The organism is Candidatus Sysuiplasma jiujiangense (genome assembly GCA_019721075.1).
In the GTDB taxonomy this organism is placed as follows: Archaea; Thermoplasmatota; Thermoplasmata; order Sysuiplasmatales; family Sysuiplasmataceae; genus Sysuiplasma; species Sysuiplasma jiujiangense.
This window is the reverse complement of sequence record JAHEAD010000014.1, coordinates 1-18645: the sequence shown is the minus strand read 5'-3', so window position 1 is coordinate 18645 and position 18645 is coordinate 1. Positions and strand designations below refer to the sequence as shown.

The 18645-nt window shown below is 48.5% G+C and carries 15 protein-coding genes and 1 tRNA gene; 8 read left to right on the top strand and 8 right to left on the bottom strand.

Annotation, left to right across the window (positions count from 1 at the left end):
- Positions 1–156 precede the first annotated feature (156 nt).
- Positions 157–1818, top strand: coding sequence for a hypothetical protein (locus KIS29_08400; GenBank protein MBX8640339.1), 1662 nt, complete (start codon positions 157–159; stop codon positions 1816–1818).
- Here KIS29_08400 and KIS29_08395 read toward each other — a convergent pair.
- From KIS29_08395 to KIS29_08380, 4 genes are all read right to left on the bottom strand, one after another.
- Positions 1808–2542, bottom strand: coding sequence for a protein phosphatase 2C domain-containing protein (locus tag KIS29_08395; protein ID MBX8640338.1), 735 nt, complete (start codon positions 2540–2542; stop codon positions 1808–1810). The two genes, KIS29_08400 and KIS29_08395, sit on opposite strands and share 11 nt — an antisense overlap.
- Positions 2543–3382 (bottom strand): VWA domain-containing protein, encoded by an 840-nt coding sequence (locus tag KIS29_08390; GenBank protein MBX8640337.1) that lies wholly within the window; start codon positions 3380–3382, stop codon positions 2543–2545.
- 288 nt (positions 3383–3670) lie between these two features.
- Positions 3671–4522 (bottom strand): DUF72 domain-containing protein, encoded by an 852-nt coding sequence (locus KIS29_08385; GenBank protein MBX8640336.1) that lies wholly within the window; start codon positions 4520–4522, stop codon positions 3671–3673.
- A gap of 505 nt (positions 4523–5027) precedes the next feature.
- Positions 5028–7052, bottom strand: a complete 2025-nt coding sequence (locus KIS29_08380; GenBank protein MBX8640335.1) for an acetoacetate--CoA ligase — start codon at positions 7050–7052, stop codon at positions 5028–5030.
- Between the two features lie 379 nt (positions 7053–7431).
- On the opposite strand from KIS29_08380, the gene KIS29_08375 reads away from it, so the two are divergent.
- Entirely contained in the window at positions 7432–7905 is a 474-nt protein-coding gene (locus KIS29_08375) for an ATPase P (protein MBX8640334.1), read from the top strand.
- A gap of 277 nt (positions 7906–8182) precedes the next feature.
- Here KIS29_08375 and KIS29_08370 read toward each other — a convergent pair whose 3' ends face one another.
- Both KIS29_08370 and KIS29_08365 read right to left on the bottom strand, forming a co-directional pair.
- Positions 8183–9667 carry a DNA mismatch repair protein MutS gene (locus KIS29_08370; GenBank protein MBX8640333.1) on the bottom strand — a complete coding sequence of 495 codons (1485 nt, stop codon included), beginning with the start codon at positions 9665–9667 and terminating at the stop codon, positions 8183–8185.
- Positions 9664–11202 carry a DNA mismatch repair protein MutS gene (locus tag KIS29_08365; protein ID MBX8640332.1) on the bottom strand — a complete coding sequence of 513 codons (1539 nt, stop codon included), beginning with the start codon at positions 11200–11202 and terminating at the stop codon, positions 9664–9666. The genes KIS29_08370 and KIS29_08365 overlap by 4 nt, the downstream gene beginning before the upstream one ends.
- A gap of 377 nt (positions 11203–11579) precedes the next feature.
- On the opposite strand from KIS29_08365, the gene KIS29_08360 reads away from it, so the two are divergent.
- The 6 genes from KIS29_08360 to KIS29_08335 all read left to right on the top strand — a co-directional run bounded on the left by KIS29_08360 (position 11580) and on the right by KIS29_08335 (position 17064).
- Positions 11580–11652, top strand: a tRNA-Glu gene (locus tag KIS29_08360).
- Positions 11653–11796: 144 nt separating this feature from the next.
- On the top strand, positions 11797–12054 hold the full coding sequence (locus tag KIS29_08355; protein ID MBX8640331.1) for a hypothetical protein: 258 nt from the start codon (positions 11797–11799) through the stop codon (positions 12052–12054).
- A 6-nt stretch (positions 12055–12060) separates the two neighbouring features.
- Positions 12061–12501: an IS66 family transposase zinc-finger binding domain-containing protein gene (locus KIS29_08350; GenBank protein MBX8640330.1), complete on the top strand. Its 441-nt coding sequence runs from the start codon at positions 12061–12063 to the stop codon at positions 12499–12501.
- Entirely contained in the window at positions 12491–12835 is a 345-nt protein-coding gene (locus tag KIS29_08345) for a transposase (protein ID MBX8640329.1), read from the top strand. The genes KIS29_08350 and KIS29_08345 overlap by 11 nt, the downstream gene beginning before the upstream one ends.
- Positions 12832–13098, top strand: coding sequence for a transposase (locus KIS29_08340; protein ID MBX8640328.1), 267 nt, complete (start codon positions 12832–12834; stop codon positions 13096–13098). The genes KIS29_08345 and KIS29_08340 overlap by 4 nt, the downstream gene beginning before the upstream one ends.
- A 258-nt stretch (positions 13099–13356) precedes the next feature.
- Positions 13357–17064: a hypothetical protein gene (locus KIS29_08335; protein ID MBX8640327.1), complete on the top strand. Its 3708-nt coding sequence runs from the start codon at positions 13357–13359 to the stop codon at positions 17062–17064.
- 230 nt (positions 17065–17294) lie between these two features.
- Here KIS29_08335 and KIS29_08330 read toward each other — a convergent pair whose 3' ends face one another.
- The gene (locus tag KIS29_08330) at positions 17295–18182 is read right to left on the bottom strand and encodes an IS630 family transposase (protein ID MBX8640326.1); all 888 of its coding nucleotides are present in this window, start codon (positions 18180–18182) and stop codon (positions 17295–17297) included.
- A gap of 37 nt (positions 18183–18219) precedes the next feature.
- A complete protein-coding gene (locus KIS29_08325) occupies positions 18220–18384 on the bottom strand; it encodes a hypothetical protein (GenBank protein ID MBX8640325.1) in 165 nt (54 codons plus the stop codon).
- Positions 18385–18645 lie beyond the last annotated feature (261 nt).

The window sequence follows — 18645 nt, the reverse complement described above, 5'->3', positions numbered from 1 at the left end:
CTGGCAGGTGCAGCGTTTTAACACAATTTCAGCTGCCGTATAATCTGCCCTGGCACAGATGACATGAATGCATCTGAATTTGTGCGTCGAGAATCTCCGCCTCAAGCGACTGTGTGCTAATCTTTATAGATACAGCCGTGTTTTATTTTCAGAGTTATGAAACCATCCGCGAGGTACCTTGTCCCTTTGCTTGTGATACTGTTCCTCCTCGTTGTTCCCCTTATGTGGCTGGAAGAGACCCTCACGTTCGCTTATTCATACCTGCATTTCGGTTCAGCCTTCAAGCTGTTCGAGCTCTATCACGCCGTCATCGTGGCTGCTGCCTGTTCAGCACTGCTCGCTTATTCATTTGCAAGGGGATATCTCGGCTCCTACAGATCGCTCTATTCAGCCTACGGCGTACTCCTCATCGCCGCCACGTTTTTCTATGGCAATCCGCTCAATCCGCTTTACAGCCTTATTATGATAGTCGCACTGATAGCGTCGGTGGATGCTGTCGTCATATTAGCCGTCAGGGAACGGCTGTCAAGAATGTCCTTTCTGTCAACCACTCTCCCGCTTGTCGTAATTGCATTTTTCCTTCCGCCTTATTATGTGGCCATTTCGGGATTTGTCATTTTTACCTGTTCCTTCTTCGTTCGTCCGGCCACAAGGAGTGTTTCGATTCTCGATTTAAATACAGGCTCGTCTGGACAGCCTGCAGGAACCATTTCGACGGGCAGCCCGTCTGTTGCCGCCGTAACGGCACATTCTCCGAATCCTCCAGCTCCGCGCAAATCTCCGTCCGGACGCGCTGCGAAAACTGCCAGCAGGCAGAGGAGCGCGTTTCCCGAAAGCACGAATACTCCTTCAGTTCCTGCACAAAAGGTTACTGACGTTATCCCTGCGAACGTGCCGTGGCCTGGCCAGAGTGATTACACCCGCGCAATGCAGAATATAGGCTTCAGCATTTCTCCGGGCTATGCTGCGCTTAAAAATTCGAAGGTTGTCCCCAACCCGTTTATCAAGTTGCCTGGAAACGTCGCCTATTCCTCTGGAAATTACGGCATTATTTTCAAACTGGAAAACAACGGATCTGCACTCGCCTTGAAATGCTTTACGCGCAGCAAACAGGACCTGAACAAGCGGTACCTGGCAATTTCAAAAGCGCTGGAGCCGTTACATGCAAAGGGATATGCGTTTGTAAATTTTCAATACCTTCCAGGGGCAATCAGGACTTTCAGGAATCCTGCAATGTATTTTCCTGTCCTTCGTATGGACTGGGTTGAGGGAAAAACACTGAATACATTCATATCAGAGCAACTGCGCAACAGAGCGGCACTGAATGGTCTTGCATCCACATTTATCGACGAAATGGTGCGGATAAGGAGTGCCGGAATAGCGCATGGGGATATTTCAGGGGACAATATAGTGATAGGCCCCTCGGGATCATTCACTCTTGTCGACTACGACGGCATGTATGTGCCGGAGTTCTCTGGCACCAAATCACCGGAGCTTGGGCATGACAATTTTCAGCATCCAATGAGGACTTCGAACAGCTACTCGGAGCGCCTTGACAATTTCTCTATACTTGTCACATACCTTTCGCTGATTGCCGTGGCGGAGGATCCATCACTCTGGACCAAATACAACAAAGGAGACCAGGACTGCCTTATATTCCGGAAGAGCGACTTCCTTGACCCTTCACGTTCAAGGGTGATAAACGAACTCACGAAAACCAGGGGCAGGGCGGGACAACTGACGGAACTGCTCTGCGATGCCGTAAGACGCGATCCGCTGTGGGAAGGTTGCGATCCCCAGCGGCTTGCTAGGATATAGAAATGAAAATCAGCGTAACGTCGTCATTCTTGATCTTTCCCTCGGCGATCAGATTCCCTATGAAGGAGTCGAAGCTGTCTGCATGGGAAAGGAGTGTTTCCCATGGCCTTTCTGCCTTGTGCTGGAGGATCCATTTGGAGAGCGCATCCGTAGCAAGCATGACTGTATCTCCTTTTCTGAGCCATCCGTATTTTACCTCTATCCCCGGAATTTCAACATCCTTCTCCAGTCCTGAAGGCGTTCCAAGTCCGCTCCACATAAGTCTTGGAGTGTTATTCATGTCCTGGCTGTCGGCAAACGGGAAAGATTCCAGTTTCTGGCCGCTGATATTGAACATGCACGAGTCACCGACAACAATGCACCTGAATCTTCTGCTGTTCCCTTCTGCGCCAATCTGAAGGCCGAGCAGGGTGGAATACGAGCCCAGATACGCCTTGTTCTTCTGAAACCATGGAAGTGAATCCCAGTCGATTGCACGGTACCACCTGTCCCTTGCCTGCCTGAGTATGTCCCTCATTACATCCCTGTCATTCCTGCTGAAATCAGGAGGGTTTTCAATGAATGTCGAGACGAGCGCACCCGCCCACAGATCGGAAAAACTCGATTCAGTTGCACCGTCGGCAACTGCAAATGCGCCCGCAGACTCATCCCAGGCAAATGCATCCTCGTATTCACCTTCGCTGTTTCCCGTCTTGGGTCTGTGAAACTCATGTACAGCGAGCAACTACTGCATCTGCCCCTGCGGCCCTCTTGTTCCTATGTCTATGAACTGAACGAGTTGTTCGAGCTGCGCATTGAAGACATATGCCCGTGCGTTGTCCTTCAGGTCAATCTGCATTTCCCTCGCGTAGCCTATGTACTGGGAAGGCAGCTCGCTTGACATTGTGAAGAGCGATTTTGCATATTTGTCGTCGGGTAGGTCAGACTCGAATGAAGGGAAGGAGATTGGTACTGCCGGATTGGACGAAAGGTGACAATTCCACAACAGCGGCGATCCGTCGGAAGTGTTCAATGAAGTTATCTCCGATGCGACCTTTACAGGATCTCCATCCGTTGCCTGGCCGTCTGTTATATTTATCAGTATCGGGGGATACGAGCCCGGATGGGCCTCGATCCACTCCTTTACAGTGTCCTTTGCAAGAGTCAGCGCCTTGCACATCGGCGTGTCTCCGTTAGCGGTCGCTTCAAACCAGACTCCAAAGTCGTAGTCCACTTCGCTCACGCCTCCCACACCGTCTGAAACCTTCATCTGTCTCTTTTCCACCCTCAGCGTGCTTGTGGCGAGCCTGGAGATGGGATTTACCCTGTCGCCCTTGAGTATAAATGCAGCCTTTCCAGTGGTGAAGCCGTAACCGATTACTCCGACATAAAAATAGTCTCTTATCCCGTCGCTCTTCGTGCAGCGGAGCACGAATTCGCCAATCTGCCTGTTAACGGCATCCGATGCTTCCATAGCCTTCGATCGTTCTCCCCCCGGAAGCTTGTAGCTCATCGATTTCGACTGGTCGATCATAAAAAGGACCAGTGTAGGATTGGACCTGCTTATTTCAGCTTCGTACGACATGACACAAAGAACATTGATATTTTATAAATACTTGATGTGCCTGAATTCTTCGCTGGAGATTTGACTGCATCCTTTCAGTAATCGGCTGCTTATCACAGTCCCTCTTGCGCAATAAGCGGCTTGGCAGTGTTCGTTGGAATACTCACTATTTCCGTTTCCTGAAATTGAATATGCAGCGAATGCCGACGAATGCCTGAGCAATCTGCATTTAATGAAGCCTGGATTAACTCACAGCGGTTGAATCAGGAAGCTTGATGGCCGATCAATGACGTTTCAGCAGTGAGCAGATTAATCTGTGAAGCCCGGCACCGAGTCCAGTCTTGTCTGGCGCGAGGAGCCCGTCCTGATATTCCCCTTCCTCGACATAAGTTCCCACCAATTCCGTTCCGGCATTCCTGCCATTTTTCTGAATGTGTTGATTGTCTGAGGCGCAAAGCCTGCGAAGTGATTGTTGGAAAAGACGAGTGCTCCGGATACCTTATTGTCGCTGAGGGCAAGGGTGACCTCTGTCGCCCACTTTTTCATTACAGCCGTCCTGTCAATCTGTATTTTATCAAACTTTGTCAGGCTCCTGTCGCCTATCAGGCGCACATACAGGATATCACCTGTTATCTCAGGGGGAGTTTCCAGGTACTGGTTGCTTGACCATGCAAAACAAATTTCCCTCTTACGAAGGAGATCGTAGACTTCTTCCCTGAACCAAGATAAATTCCGGAATTCCATGGCGTATCTGATGCCGTCCCCCAGTGCAGCAGTAAAATCTCTTGTCGAGTCAAACATTTTGCTATATGTTGCCGAAGGTGGAAGAAGGATAAGAACTGCAGCCAGTTTTCTGCCGAGGCTGAGTGCGGAGTTTTCAAATTGCTCAACCTTCACTGCATGTATGCCTGATTTTCCCGCACCGATAATCTCCCTTGGGAATTTGAGTGTGAATGTGAAGCCGTCTGGTGTAACTTCCTTCCACTGCAGTGCCGTATCCGTTTCCGGAATCCTGTAAAAAGAGGAGTTTACTTCCACTGCACCGAAAACGCTGCTGTAAAGCCTGAGAAAATCCTTTCCGGAAGCTCCTTTGGGATAGAATGGACCAATCCAGTCTTTGTACGACCATCCCATGCATCCAGTTTGTATTTTCTCCCTCATTGTTCCTTCCGGCTATGTCTTTGATTCAACAGTCATTCAGCCGTCACCAAGGGCAGTGAAAATTCGCCGCCCGGCTGTCCTCTTTGAAAGCACCTTTACATATGAATATTTGTTGCGTGCAGGAGAAGGCAGTCGGCGGTCCCTCACCGAAAATGACAGAGACATAATGAATGTTGAATTCCGGCAATCCGCGAACCTGTTTTCATTTATCCCGGTATCAGCTAAACTGTCTTCTGCCTCTAACTTGTTCACCCAAAAGGTTGTAAACCATTCTCGGCCACAAAACTCATCTGTAATGCCGGAACGCCCGAAGACACATAATTCGTGAATCAATCCGGTTCTATACAAATGGAGTGCCGGATAAACGGCACTCTTCTGAAAATGATAAAAAATGCTTCCTCGACGGACATCAAGGCAGTTTTTATGGAGTTACGCATGAATTGGCTGAATCAGGCTTAACCTGTCCAACTTGATGCCGATATCACATCCTCTGATCGGGCTATTTTCATATTCGGCGCGTGTCTTTGAATTTTGCGTTGATTGCATTTCTGCCCCGTTCTATCAAGTCGTTCAGCGCATCCATGTTAGCTACTGATCCGGGATTCACCGCCTTGCCTGGAGAAACACCCGAGAGTATCCTTTTGACAGGTATTTCGAGTTTCTTTCCTGTTAGTGTTTTGGGTATTTCTGTGACCTGTATTATATCGTCAGGTACATGTCTGGGAGACAGCTCATTTCTTATTTTCTCTTCTATCCTTTTCCTCAGTTCAGAATTCAGGGTGATCCCGTTCCTCAGGACCACAAACATGGGCATGTAATAGACACCCCCCTCAATGTCTATGCCGATTACGAGACTGTCTATAATCTCGTCCATGTTTTCGACCGCCCTGTACAGTTCACCGGTACCGATCCTTATGCCTCTTCTCTTGAGAGTCGCATCCGATCTGCCGTAAATTTCAAGACTGCCATCCCTGAAAATTTTCACCCAGTCGCCATGCCTCCATACCCCGTCGTATTGCTCGAAGTAACTCTCCCTGTATTTCGTCATCTTTTCGTCGTTCCAGAAATATATCGGCATTGAAGGCATAGGTTGTGTGATCACAAGTTCTCCAACTTCATCAACGAGGGAATTGCCCTGCTCGTCGAACGAATGCACGGCTGCTCCAAGTGCTCTGCATTGTATTCTTCCCGCTTTCACCGGAAGCAGCGGGCATCCCAGGGCGAAGCCGGAACAGACATCTGTTCCGCCGCTCACGGATGAAAGCCAGATGTCATCTTTCACCTTTTCATAAACCCAGCTGAATCCTTCAGGCAGAAGGGGGCTGCCCGTTGATGAAAGGGCCCGCAACTGACCGAGTTTGAACGTTTCACCTGGAGACACCCCCTCCTTCCTGCATGAGGAAATGTAAGCCGCACTGGTGCCGAAATGGGTTATTTTTTCCTTCTCCGCCAGACGCCAGAGTGTATCAAGATCCGGGTATGCCGGATTCCCATCAAAAAGAACAATTTTCGAGGAGGTAAGCAATGCGCTAACCACAACATTCCACATCATCCATCCGGTTGTCGTTAGCCAGAAAAAAGTGTCTTTCGGACCAAGATCAAAGTGAAGAAAGTGTGTCTTCAGGTGTTCGAGAAGAATCCCTCCATGACTGTGCACGATGGGCTTTGGAAGTCCGGTAGTACCCGACGTATAGAGGATCCAAAGCGGATGGTTGAATTCGACGGGCACGGGTGAAACGAAATCGGATCCGTGCGTTCTTCCTCCAACAACATCGTCCCACAGCACGGCACTCCTGACTCTTGCACCACTGTTGAGGTATGGAATCAGTATAACCTGCTTGATGCTGGGTATCTCTTTCAGAATACTCTCCACTGTATCAATCCTGTCGTAGGTCCTGCCGCCATAGATGTATCCGTCCACCGCAATGAGCAGTTTCGGCTCTATCTGGCTGAACCTGTCGATGACACTCTTCCTGCCGAAATCCGGCGAACAGCTTGACCATACTGCACCTGACGCAGCTGTGGCAACAAATGATTCCACGGCCTCGCTGATATTCGGCAGATATGCGGCAATTCTGTCACCCGGCATTATTCCGGCGGTGCTGAAAAAGTTTCGAACCCTCTCTGCATCTGAAAGGAGCTTCTGCATTGACACTTCTCGTCTTGGCCTTGTTTCGGAAACCGATATAATTGAGGTATCGTCCCGTTCGTTTTTATCTAACAGGCATTGGGTGTAGTTCAGTGTAGCGCCTTCGAACCATCTGACGCCAGGCATACGGGTTGACGACATCACCCTGGAATAGTCACTTCCAAACCTGACACCGAAGTAGTCGACAATCGACTTCCAGAATGCCGCTGTGTCGGACGTTGACCAGCGCCATAACGATTCGTAATCATCGGCACTGCATATCCCGTTATTTTCCAGATAGTGCATGTATCTGGCAATGTTTGAATTTTCAACAAATGTATTATCCGGCTGCCATAGAATTGTCCCGTCCTCCACTTCCTTGTCACCATTCTTGATCTTCATATACGCCCCCAGTAGTTTGATGGCTAAATAATATTTTCACTGGCCACATTTAGATGGGTATCTTCTATGCCCAATCAACTACCATCGACATAAGTGGATTATTTTATTTTCCAATTCTGTTTCTGGCACAGCGTTGCATACAATAGTGCGGCCATCCGGCAAGGGCGGCGGATTGTGTTCGCTGTGAAAACATGTGCCGCGAAATGTTTAGTACGATCGGCGAATTTCAGCTCAAACCTGTGAGCCTTGTCCGGAACAGCGTGGAACGATGGAGAATTTATACCCTCAAAGGGAATATCGGCCGAAGGGGAAAAAGGATGGAGGCACAAACAGTCTCACCTGCTCATTGCCATGCATCAACCTCATGGAGTTACACGACATGCTGATTATACAGGCTCCGGGGATTTCGGAATTTCGGCTGAAATTCCTTGCTTCTGATTTTAACGGAACCCTGGCCGTCGATGGAAAACTGATTCCCGGAGTTGCCAGCCGGCTCCGCAAACTGTCTGAATTGCTCGATGTGCATGTCATTACCGCAGATACATACGGGCGGGCCAGGGAAGAACTGAATGGAGTTGAATGCAGCCTGCAGATCGTAACGGGTGATGACCAGGCAGAACAGAAGAGGGCTTTTGTTGAAAAACTTGGGGCATTGAACACCGTCAGTTTAGGAAACGGCAGCAACGACATGAAGATGCTTGAAGCATCAGGGCTGGGAATTGCAGTCATTGGTGGAGAAGGCGCCGCAATTTCTGCACTCAGCAATGCAGACATCATTGTGTGCAGCATCATCGACGGCCTTGACCTCCTTCTTAAACCCGACAGAATTAAGGCAACTCTGCGGGTTGCATAGCCATTACAGATCGTAAAGGCTGTCACAGGCAGGGATCTGCGGATTGCCCCATTCAGGAATGTGACAAAGTGTCGAAGAAATACATCCCTCGTTGGCTTCGCACATCACTCCGGCTGCGTCACCGCGTAACACGGTCCTGAGCGCCGCATTACCGGCCTTCATTTCAGAAATAGGTCGTAGGAGGAACATTCTTCACTGGAAGTGCAGGTCAATCAGGTTTGTCCTACAAATGAATTCACGCAGCACCACTTCCGTAAGCGCCTGCGGCACAACCTCATCACCCGAAAATACTGTTATAAAGATCCTCCGCAAAGCTTGTTTTCAGCGGTTCTCCCCTTATTATTCTGTACGTCCTGCTTCCGTCATGCTTTCTTTCAGCCCTGAGGAATTCAGCATCTGCCGGATTCTTCCTGTAAAATCTGTCTGCCGCCTCATTATTGTGTGTCACAAACAGGATTTTTATTCCATATTCCATAAGTCCACCTAAGGCCTGAGAGGCGATTTCGGCACCATTCCTGTTGTCTGTTGAGGCAAAAGATTCATTGAGCAGCAGCATCGATCCATGACTCAGGTGATCTACGATATCACTGAATCGTTTCAATTCCTCGTCAAGCTTCCCCATTCTCATTTCAGCATCTTCCTCCTTTTTGAAATGGGTGAAAATGCCGTCAGATACTTCACATTCATAGGACCCGGCGGCCACGAACATTCCGCATTGCATCATCAACTGAGCCAAGCCAATGCTTCTCAGGAAGGTTGATTTGCCTCCTCTGTTGGCACCGCTGATTATTATCAGTTTCCTGTTTCTTGCATCGAGGTCATTCGCTACGATTCTACCGCCAAGCCTCAGGGCGAGAGAGATATCATACAGCCCTGTGAAGGAGAACATATTTGAATTAAGTTCGTAAGGTAATGGCATGCAAAACTGTAAACCATTCCGGTTCAGTTGATCATGCAGATTGAGACATCCGATATAGAAACCTAACTCACCACGAAAGTCGTTGAAGAAACCAAGCACATGACTGACTGATTCCGAGAGCATCAACGTGGCATTGCCTATTACCTTGTCCCTGAGGGCTGAAAGAGATTGAGAACTGTTATAATCCCGCGGATCGATGGTAAAGACATACTGGTCCCTTTTCCCTGAAAGAATCCGTTTCACATCACGTCTTCCTTCTCTTCTCTTGTGAAGTCTATAATCCGCTCCGATGTTCCCCATACCCAGACGGGCAGTCGCCAGAACACCATTATTGAATTCGAGTTCATCAAGATGGTTTTCTACATTCCTGATGTATTCGTCGCTGAACTCCGTTCTCAGCATCGCCAGAAGCGACCTGAAACCTTCGGATTTGAATTGTTTGGAATAAAAATCTGCGATGTGCCTCAGATCCCTTAGTGCATTGAACAGAATGCGCATTATGCTTGTTGATGTGCTGAGATGAATTAAAGGCCGGTTGCCTGTCAGCCAGAAGTCTTTTTTCACCGTTTCAATCGTCTTAACAACAATGTGATAAAGATCTCTTACCTGCGGATACACTGATGTGCAGTCATTTAGCACTTCCTGACGGTATCTGATTGTTGCAGTATCCATTTCCCCGCACAAAATAACGGCTTTGGCGACTGAATAGATATAGGAGTCGCCAGCAGACATCACCTTCAATATTACATCCAGGTCGAGATCGTGCAGCAGTTCCTGCTCATTGTAAGGAAGGTTCTTTTTCCAGTCGAAATTACGATCCCTGAAAAGCAAGAAAACATTCATGACATCAACCTCCCTCTCAACTGATCGTAAGTCAGTCCGTATTTTCTGGCCATATGGATGGCATAAGAATCTGTATCCGGTCGCTTTCTTACGAGTTTGTAAGTCGAAATATCAGGATTATGCGGGTCAACCTCATTTGTCATACACACTGTTTTGTCGAATTCGATGAGATCGTGAATGAAAGTCACGTAAACACAAATGCAGCCTATTTTTTGTATCGTTCCCAGAATTTTCTTGCCAATGGCTGAGGCATCCTGCAAAGTGCACGAACTGAGCATTTCGTTTATGATTATCATGCTTTCAGCTGTGCTATGCATAATGACATCATGGATTCTGAGCAGATCATCTTCGAGTCCGCTTCTCAGATTTTCGCCCGCCTCCTCTTTCTGGAAATGGGTGAAAATTTCGTCGACGATACACAGCCGAGCATAACTCGCGGGTACGGGCAGGCCCAGGCATCCCAAATATTCGATCTGGGCCAGGGAGCTTGCGAAGGTAGTCTTTCCCCCCTGATTGCGGCCTGTCACAACAACAATACGCTCGTCACCTTCGAGAAGGAAATCATTGCATATCACCTTCTCCCTCTTATGGATGAGAACGGAAGCGAGTGCAATATTGAAACCATCCCGAATAAGTATATTCCTGTCTACTTCAGAAATTGAAGGGATGCAGAATTTCAGATTTGCGCTCTCCATCGGGACGATGTAGTCGATGTAGGACAGATAGAACTGTATTTCCCTGTAAAATCTCCGAATTGCAGGATTCACATAATCAGAATATTTTTCAAAATATGCTTTCAGTTTCTGGAAAACGGCAGGATAGAATTTTGCTATCAATTCCACGAGGATTGCCTCAACATGATTTATATCATGGTGACTTGGTGTTCTAACCTTGACCATCTCGGATTTATCATTCTTGAATTTTTCAAAAACCCCGGCTAATTCCGCTGTGTAATCCTGTGCGGGTGCAAACCTCCTTATAATGACCCCATCACTCTTAATGATGAGTGAATACTCCACGTTTAGCAAATCCTTCTCCAGGGATTCGGTTTCCTTTGCAAGCATTTTGAATTCATCCGAGTTTACATATTCAGTCAGTAAATCTGCAAATGCCAGGAATCCAGCCGATTTAAAATCGGCGCGGACTATTGCTGCTGAAAGGGCGGCCACGGCATCGCAATAAATTTTTGCAGAGTCCAATATCTCCCTTTCCTTCTGATATTCGTACGGATACCGGCTGGCAGAACGAATCCTGCTCTCCGTTCTCTTCATTGCATGGGCAAAATCCCTTATGAGCTCGAGTTTGGTCTGATCCTGGAGGTCCTGAAATATCTGCTGGCGGTAGACTACAGCCTCTTTTCCAGCCAGCAGGCGATAATAAAATTTCTCCAATTCGTACTCTTTGTATTTGTGATTGGAGGTGATATCACTTACGACACGATCCAGATTCAAATCCGGGAACGAATCGGGTGCTTCAACCTCGTCCTTCCAAGCTTTCGCATGTTCAGGCAACCACAGTATGCTGTGAAATTCCAACCGGCTGACCTCCTCTGATTATTAACATCACAATGGCAGGAGTTATCAGCCAGCATCCGGCAGTCGAAAGGAAACTCCATTCCTTTGTTGAATCAAAGGGGGAAATTATATTTATATATTGCTGCCGATTCAAAGCGCGTGCGTGTCATCAGACTGTCCGGCAGGAAAATGAAAAACTGATGAGCATCTTCACTTTGTGAAATCTGTTTTGAAAGAGACGGAGGATGCTGAATCTGTTTCAGCCCTGTGATTCATGGCATCATTTGTTTGAATCTACTTTTCCCTCCCTTCAAGGTTCACTGAATTCAAATAATTTCAACTGGAAAATTTTAAGAACAGGTATCATTTGGACTCAATCATCGCCACTGCAAATCAATGCTCCCTTAGTGTAGAGGCCAATCATGCGGGGCCTTCGACCCCGCGACATGGGTTCAAATCCCATAGGGAGCATACTCAATTTGGGTACAAATACGGTAATAAACTCCCGATCAGAGTATTTGTATATAGTTCCGTAGTACAATTCATTTATAATCATGTTTATATTCAATTGCAGTTACAAAAATTATATAGCTAGGCAGATAATTCCGTTCAGCGATGGCTGCTGAAGGGAAGAAGGAACAGAAACCGCACGTCTCGCAGCTTGAGAAAACAACAATACATCTCACTGCAGAGCGTGATGAAGCGCTGAAGAGGGCCGATGTTCTCAGGTCGGAGAATGGAAAACTGAGATCTGAGATGGAACAGCTGCTGCACAGGCTGCTGCTTCATGAAAACCACATACCCCTTCCATCCCTGCAGAAGAATGAGAAGAAGCAGGAAGAAAAGGCGAAGAAGAAACGTGGCGCACCCTAAGAACACATGGGCGCCACCAGGAAGATGCCCGAACACGATGGGACTGTCACAGTCACTGCAGAGAAGTGTAACGAATGCGGCAACACCGATCTCGGAGAGCCTGTGAGAACAGAGAATAAGACAACAATAGACATTCTGCCGCCGCAGAAGGTGAAGATCACCGAGTTCATACCCGATGTGTACAGATGCAGCTGCTGCGGCAAGGAGTTCACGGCAAGACACACGGACTGCCCGCAGAAGGGTACGCTTGGCATCCACATGCTCGCCTGCATAACGATGCTCAAGTACCATCTCAGCGGGCCGATAAGGAAGATACAGGAGTTCCTCGCAGTCAACAACAACTTCAGCATAAGCACCATGGGCATCAATAACGCACTCCTCCGTGTCGGCGACGCATGCCGCTCCGAATATGATGCGGCAAAGGAGCGCATCCGCAATGCGAAATGAGTGCACATTGACGGGATCGGCATGGCAGTCAGCGGCGACAAAATGGTGTCTCTGGATATTCCGTTCGAATGAGAACGATGTGCTCGCCGTCATAACGGATCCGAGGGGAAGGAAAGTCGTCAGGGAAGACATGTGGGATGGTTTTCATGGTCCTGCAGTTGTTGACGAATGGAGCACATACGGTAATCAGACTGCAATACAGAGATGCTGGGCGCATCTGCTGAGGGAGGTCGCGCATTCAAAGAGGCATCTGAGCATGGCAGTGCGCTTTCAGAACGCATGCACACCATGTTCACCGAACTCAAGAAATTGCAGGAGAGCAATCCTCCAATGAATGCCGGGGAAGATGCGAAGCAGAAGCCCGACAGCGTCATAGAGAAACTGGTCGAGGAATACAGTGAATACACGGAACTGTCAAAACCCGTCACTTACATACGCAACGGCCTCGGACACTGGTACACATGCCTCCTCTATCCGCGCATGGAGCCGACGAACAATCTGGGCGAGCAGGCAATAAGGGAGCATGTCCTCATACGCAAGATCACAGGAACATTCCGTTCAGAGAACGGATCACAGAACTACCAGTACATAGCATAGCTCCTCGCAACATGGAAACTCAAGGACATGAACATGTTCGAGGAGCTTGAGAAACTGATGAGGCAGCGGCTCTGTCTCTCAACAGGTACAGACCGTGGATGAGATTATTGAGAAATATCGCGGCATATTTGATAAGGAACTATACAAATACAGATATTAATATCAAAATGACATAAACATGCAGGACATGGCGGAATGTTGACATCGTCAGTAGCGGCGAAAAGGAATTTCGCAGAGGTTCGTGTGCTTTGTGTTTTGATGGCTGTTCTGCTCTTCGCACCTACCTCATATGCGGCCCTGAACGGTCTGCCTATCTCAGGACCGGCGTCCGGTAATGCGCATGCTAAATCGACCGGTCAGCTGAATAAATTGCTGCCGAGGCGTCCCACTCCCGCCCAGGAGTCGATTATCAAAGATTTTCCCGGCACTTCATTTGGCAATTCATCACATGCTCACTCTACCCTCTCTAACTCCGGCAATAATGCAATTTCAGGCGCCTATCAGACTCTGTCACTTGAAAATAGCACTCTTCTGCAGGGCAACAACGGAAACCTTCCGTTGATTGTTCAGCCTTATTCCATTGTTTATGATAATCAGAGCGGCAACATCTACATCGGGGACGGCGGCGGAAGCTACATTTATGTTATACGCAACGGAACAATCGTAGAAGGAATAAACACAGGCCTGAAAGGGATTGCATCCGAGACCTTCGATTATTCCAACGGCTGGATATATGCTTCAAGCAACAGCCAGACCGGAGGAGTAGCAATTATCAACGGAACAAAGGTCGTTGCCATACTCAACATAACCAACAGCACTTTCGGCGGCCCATCTGAGATGGCCTATGATCCAGTAAATCAGATCGTCTATGTTGCAGACTACCACATCATGTATGAAGTCAAAGGACTTCAAATAGTCGGGGATTTTCCGACCAACATTTCGATCGGTCTGTACATGACATTTGACCCTTCCGATGGATATATTTACGCTGACGGATTGCTTCACGTATACGTAATCTCAAACAACAGCGTTATTTCTTCTATCTCCGGTTTTGAAATTGCTGGTCAAATTGCATACGACCCGGCCTCTGGCGATCTGTATGTGGCCAACTACTATTCGGAGCAATACATTTTTGTCATCAATGGTTTGAGCATTGTTGGATATATACCGCTTGCAAATCCAAACGACAGTAATACGTTTTCCCTCGGCATGGCTTACGATTCAGCTAACGGATACATCTATGCGAGCAATGAAGCGAACTCCACCGTACTCCGGATAAAAGGGCTGAGCATAACAGCGGCTTACAGTGGCAGCGGATTCATGGGGCGCCTGATCTTTGACAGCCTTGACGCCTCCGTCTACGCCATAGATGATGCAAGTCCGTCCTATCTGATCATCATAGGGGCAAACGGCGTCGTACGTGACGTGCCTCTCTCGATCCTGGCAAGAGGAATCGCTTACAATCCTGAAAACAATATGCTGTACGTCTCCGACGCAGTTAACAACACGGTAATTCTCATCTCCAACAATACCGTCAAAGGCTATTTGCCGGTTTTTGGCCAGAGCCCGGACGATGTTCTCTACGACTCTGCGTATGGTTATGTTTACGTCAGCGATACAGGCTCTTCGGAGGTCACTGTTCTGAACGGCATGGGAGTTGTGAAGGTAATACCGGTAGGCGCAGAACCCACTGCAATGACACTTTCCAGCAACGGATCGGTGTTTGTTGCTGATAGCGGGGACGGGCAGATCACGATGATCAGCGGCCTTGAGGCCGTAACAAACATCACTGCGGGGACTCCTCAGAGCCTTCCATATTCAATTTCATTCAACGATGCAAGTGACAAACTGTATGCCGCAGTTGATAACTACTGGACCTTATCAATATTCGGCAACAATTCGCTATACGAAAACGTTTCATTGCCGAGCATCGCCTGGGATCTGCTCTACGATCCTCTCAATAACCTGACATACGCATCATTGCCACGGCTTTACGAGATAGCGGTCATTTACGACGGTGTTATTGTCAGTTTCATCCATCTTTCAGATTATGCACTGAACCTCACTTTCAATCCAAGAAACGGTCTTATCTACGCGCTTGAACCCCATGGTGTAGTGCAGGAGGTCAGCGGACTCAACCTTACAGGACAAATAGCTGTTGGAAGCAATCCCTCAGCAGCAGCCTACGACAGTTCTAACGGTCTTTTCTATGTCTTAAACACGAACTCCCAGTCCATAAGCATTGTTCAGTCAAAGCCGTACAAAATGAATTTGGTCCAGTTCAATGAAAGCGGTCTGCCTCAAGGTTCTCTCTGGAATATCAGTGTTTTTGGACTTAAGGAGAGCGCCTATGGCAGTTCTGTCGCATTCGGTCTGCCAAACGGTACATATGATTTCCGGATTTCCACCATCTATCCGGGCAAGGGATTTGGTTACATTCCATCTGCTTTCAGCGGTAATTTCACTGTTGCCGGCAGCAACACATACCTGGATGTCGTATTTATCAGGGAAAACTTTACCAATGTCACTTTTTTCGAATCTGGTCTTCCTTCCGGTTCAAACTGGTGGATCAACACTTCCTACGGGCAGAGTTACAGTTCTAACTCGAGCAAACTGGTTTTGGCCGAGCCAAGAGGCAATTTGAGTTTCGTTGCACAGGGTCCCAGCAGGACATGGATGTCAGTTTCCGGGTCGCTCAACGTTACAGCAGCCCCCTCTAGACTGTACATTTTTTTCAGACTCTTTGTTACCAACGTAACCATCCATATCTACACACCTCCCTATACACCTCTAGGAAGTTTACCGATACCAAACGGCACAGTGTTCTATCTGAACCTCACTGGTGGTCCGTCACTGCAGTTCACCCTGGGAGAAAGTTTCGTCGGGACAACTCACTTGTATGCAGTTAACGGGACGTATAGTTACACCCTCTCTGCCAGCGGATACAAGTTTTATTATCAATTTTTTGGTTTTCAGTATGCTGAAAATGATTCAGGCAATATCAGTTACTACACCGGACCAGGCGGTAACAGGCTTCCTGTGACCGGTCCGACTGGCCTGATGTATGCAGATCTTGCAATCCAGCCCCTGTTTTATGCCGTGACCTTTTTAATGAAGGGCCTGCCTCCGAACACAAACTGGTCCATTGATTTGCACAGCCCGTTGTACCAGACATTCTTCCCTGCTTTGGGCAACTACTCTGATTCCTACAGAACGAATGGAACATCCATAACCGTATACCAGTTTCCAGGCAACTACTCATATTCCGCAGCTGCAAATTACCATTATCAAAATATTTCAGGACGGTACACGCTGGACAAGCCGATAATGCTTGACGACGAGTTTAGCTCTGAATTCATCATATTTGTTCAGACGGTACCCGGTTATACTTTTGATCTCAATTTCTCGGAAGTTGTCTTCAATCTCACAGTTGCTGAATCGGGTATTCCTCCGGGAATGACCTGGAGTTTCATGTTGAATGGCACAGTTTATTCAACTGATCAGGCGTACGAGAATTTCTCTCTGCCCTACGGTAACTATACTTACACCCCGCGCAATCTTTCGGCATACTACGCTACGATCGGCTCGGGAGTCGTTTCCATTGAAGGGAACCGCTTTCTTTCTATCCACTACCTTAAGTACGCCCACCTGGTATTGTTTTCCACGCAAAATGCCACCGTCTTTGTTGACGGCAGATACGTTCCGACAAACCAGGGATATGTCGACATCAAACTCGCTGCCGGAAACTACACGGTAGAATTCGTGACAGCTGAAGGCGATTTCTATCGGAATCTCAGTCTGTCGCCCGGGCAGACAGCGGTTGTGACCAACCCGGCTCAGCCTGCCAAAGCAGTTTCCCCGGCAGCATATCTGCCCGTGTGGCTGGCCGATTTGCTGGCCGCCCTGATTGTCGGCGAAGCGGCTGTCATTGCGTTAATTGCCGTCAGGAAAAGAGGGAAGCCGTAGTGTCCTGCCCTCCTCTTCTGACTTTTACTTATGTGGGCGGATTCGAACACAGTTCGCAGGATGGCGTAGTTTTGCCTCCGGAGCCAGAAATGCAGCACTATATCATTCAGCCTGCCATCCTTTAATCATGAGGGATGAGATGCATGGAATCTGGGCACTGATGCCCACTCCGCTCAATGCAAGAGGCGAGGTTGAAACTGAAAGTCTTGAAGCACTTGTTGATCGTCTCATCACGCGAGGCATGGACGGCTTGTTTCCGCTTGGAACCGCCGGCGAATTTGCGTTGCTTTCTCCTGAAGAACGGCATCCTTTGTCCAAACCCACGGCTTTGCCTGTTTTTTGTAGACACTGACATACGCTTCTATTGCACTTCTGAGTTCGGGCACACTTCTGAAGCTGCCGCGCTTTATGCTGCCGTTTGTCAGTTTGGAGAGCCGTCCCTCCACCATATTCACCCACGAAGAACTGGTCGGAGTGAAGTGCATGTGGAAACGGCTGTGGCGTTTCTGCCACCTCCTCACTTCGGGTGTCTTGTGTGCGCCCAAGTTGTCCAGCACCACATGGATATTCGGTTCCCGCTCCGTATTTTCCTCCATCATGCAGAGGAATGATAGGAATTTCGTGTGTGTATGCCTGTTCGTGAATGCTGTGACTACCTTGCCGTCCAGTATGTTGAGTGCGGCATACAGGTCGACGGTGCCGTTCCGTTTGCAGTCGTTGGATGTGCCTTCGGGCAGTCCCGGTCTCATCGGCAGCATCTTCTGTGTCCTCTCCAGTGCCTGTGTCTGCGGCTTCTCGTCGATGCTGAACACGACCGCCTTCTCGGGCTGATGCATGTACAGTCCGACCACATCCATCAGCTTCTCCCCGAAATGAGCGTCTTGGCTGAACTTGAATGAACGTGTCCTGTGCGGCTGCAGATTATTCTCGTTCCAGACACGCTGGACGGTCATATGGCTTATGCCGAGCTTTTCAGCAAGCAAGCGCGTCGACCAGTGTGTCATGCCATCCGGTTTGCTGTTGAGCGTCATGTCCATTATCCTCTTCCTCTTACCGGGAGGAAGGTTCGACGGCCTTCCGGATCTTGGCGCATCCTCCATTATGCCCTTCATACGCATGAGAGCGAAGCTCCTGCGCCACAGTCCGGCAGTCAGTTTATTTACAATGCAGAGCGGCGGCAATGTCCCTGTCCTCCATTCCACCGCCGGCGAGAAGGACGATCTTCGATCTCTGCACAAGCCTGTGGGGAACGGCCTGCCCTCTTAACCAGTGCTCCAGTGTTTTCCTTTCATCATCTCTCGGTGTGATTGAGGGAGCCACTCGCATGACACCATGTAGACGTTGACACCATGTAGATGTTCGATCATACAATACTATCAATGACACTTACATGGCACTAGGTAGGCTGACAGAACCTCCGAACAGGATCGTAATCTTCGTACGAAGATCGAGTGAAATATGCCTGTATTCCTGCTTTCCGGCCCTTTTGCCGCCTGCCCGCCGATCCTGTTATAACGTTCCGCCGCGAATCCACCCCTGATGCAGGGTGTGCTGAACAGGGAGCGACTCTACAGGTCGCTC

Excerpts from the sequence above, each read along its gene's own strand:
- KIS29_08400 (MBX8640339.1), top strand. The coding sequence starts at position 157 with ATGAAACCATCCGCGAGGTACCTTGTCCCTTTGCTTGTGATACTGTTC.
- KIS29_08390 (MBX8640337.1), bottom strand. The coding sequence starts at position 3,382 with ATGTCGTACGAAGCTGAAATAAGCAGGTCCAATCCTACACTGGTCCTT.
- KIS29_08385 (MBX8640336.1), bottom strand. The coding sequence starts at position 4,522 with ATGAGGGAGAAAATACAAACTGGATGCATGGGATGGTCGTACAAAGAC.
- KIS29_08380 (MBX8640335.1), bottom strand. The coding sequence starts at position 7,052 with ATGAAGATCAAGAATGGTGACAAGGAAGTGGAGGACGGGACAATTCTA.
- KIS29_08375 (MBX8640334.1), top strand. The coding sequence starts at position 7,432 with ATGCTGATTATACAGGCTCCGGGGATTTCGGAATTTCGGCTGAAATTC.
- KIS29_08370 (MBX8640333.1), bottom strand. The coding sequence starts at position 9,667 with ATGAATGTTTTCTTGCTTTTCAGGGATCGTAATTTCGACTGGAAAAAG.
- KIS29_08355 (MBX8640331.1), top strand. The coding sequence starts at position 11,797 with ATGGCTGCTGAAGGGAAGAAGGAACAGAAACCGCACGTCTCGCAGCTT.
- KIS29_08350 (MBX8640330.1), top strand. The coding sequence starts at position 12,061 with ATGGGCGCCACCAGGAAGATGCCCGAACACGATGGGACTGTCACAGTC.
- KIS29_08345 (MBX8640329.1), top strand. The coding sequence starts at position 12,491 with ATGCGAAATGAGTGCACATTGACGGGATCGGCATGGCAGTCAGCGGCG.
- KIS29_08340 (MBX8640328.1), top strand. The coding sequence starts at position 12,832 with ATGAATGCCGGGGAAGATGCGAAGCAGAAGCCCGACAGCGTCATAGAG.
- KIS29_08335 (MBX8640327.1), top strand. The coding sequence starts at position 13,357 with ATGGCTGTTCTGCTCTTCGCACCTACCTCATATGCGGCCCTGAACGGT.
- KIS29_08330 (MBX8640326.1), bottom strand. The coding sequence starts at position 18,182 with ATGCGTATGAAGGGCATAATGGAGGATGCGCCAAGATCCGGAAGGCCG.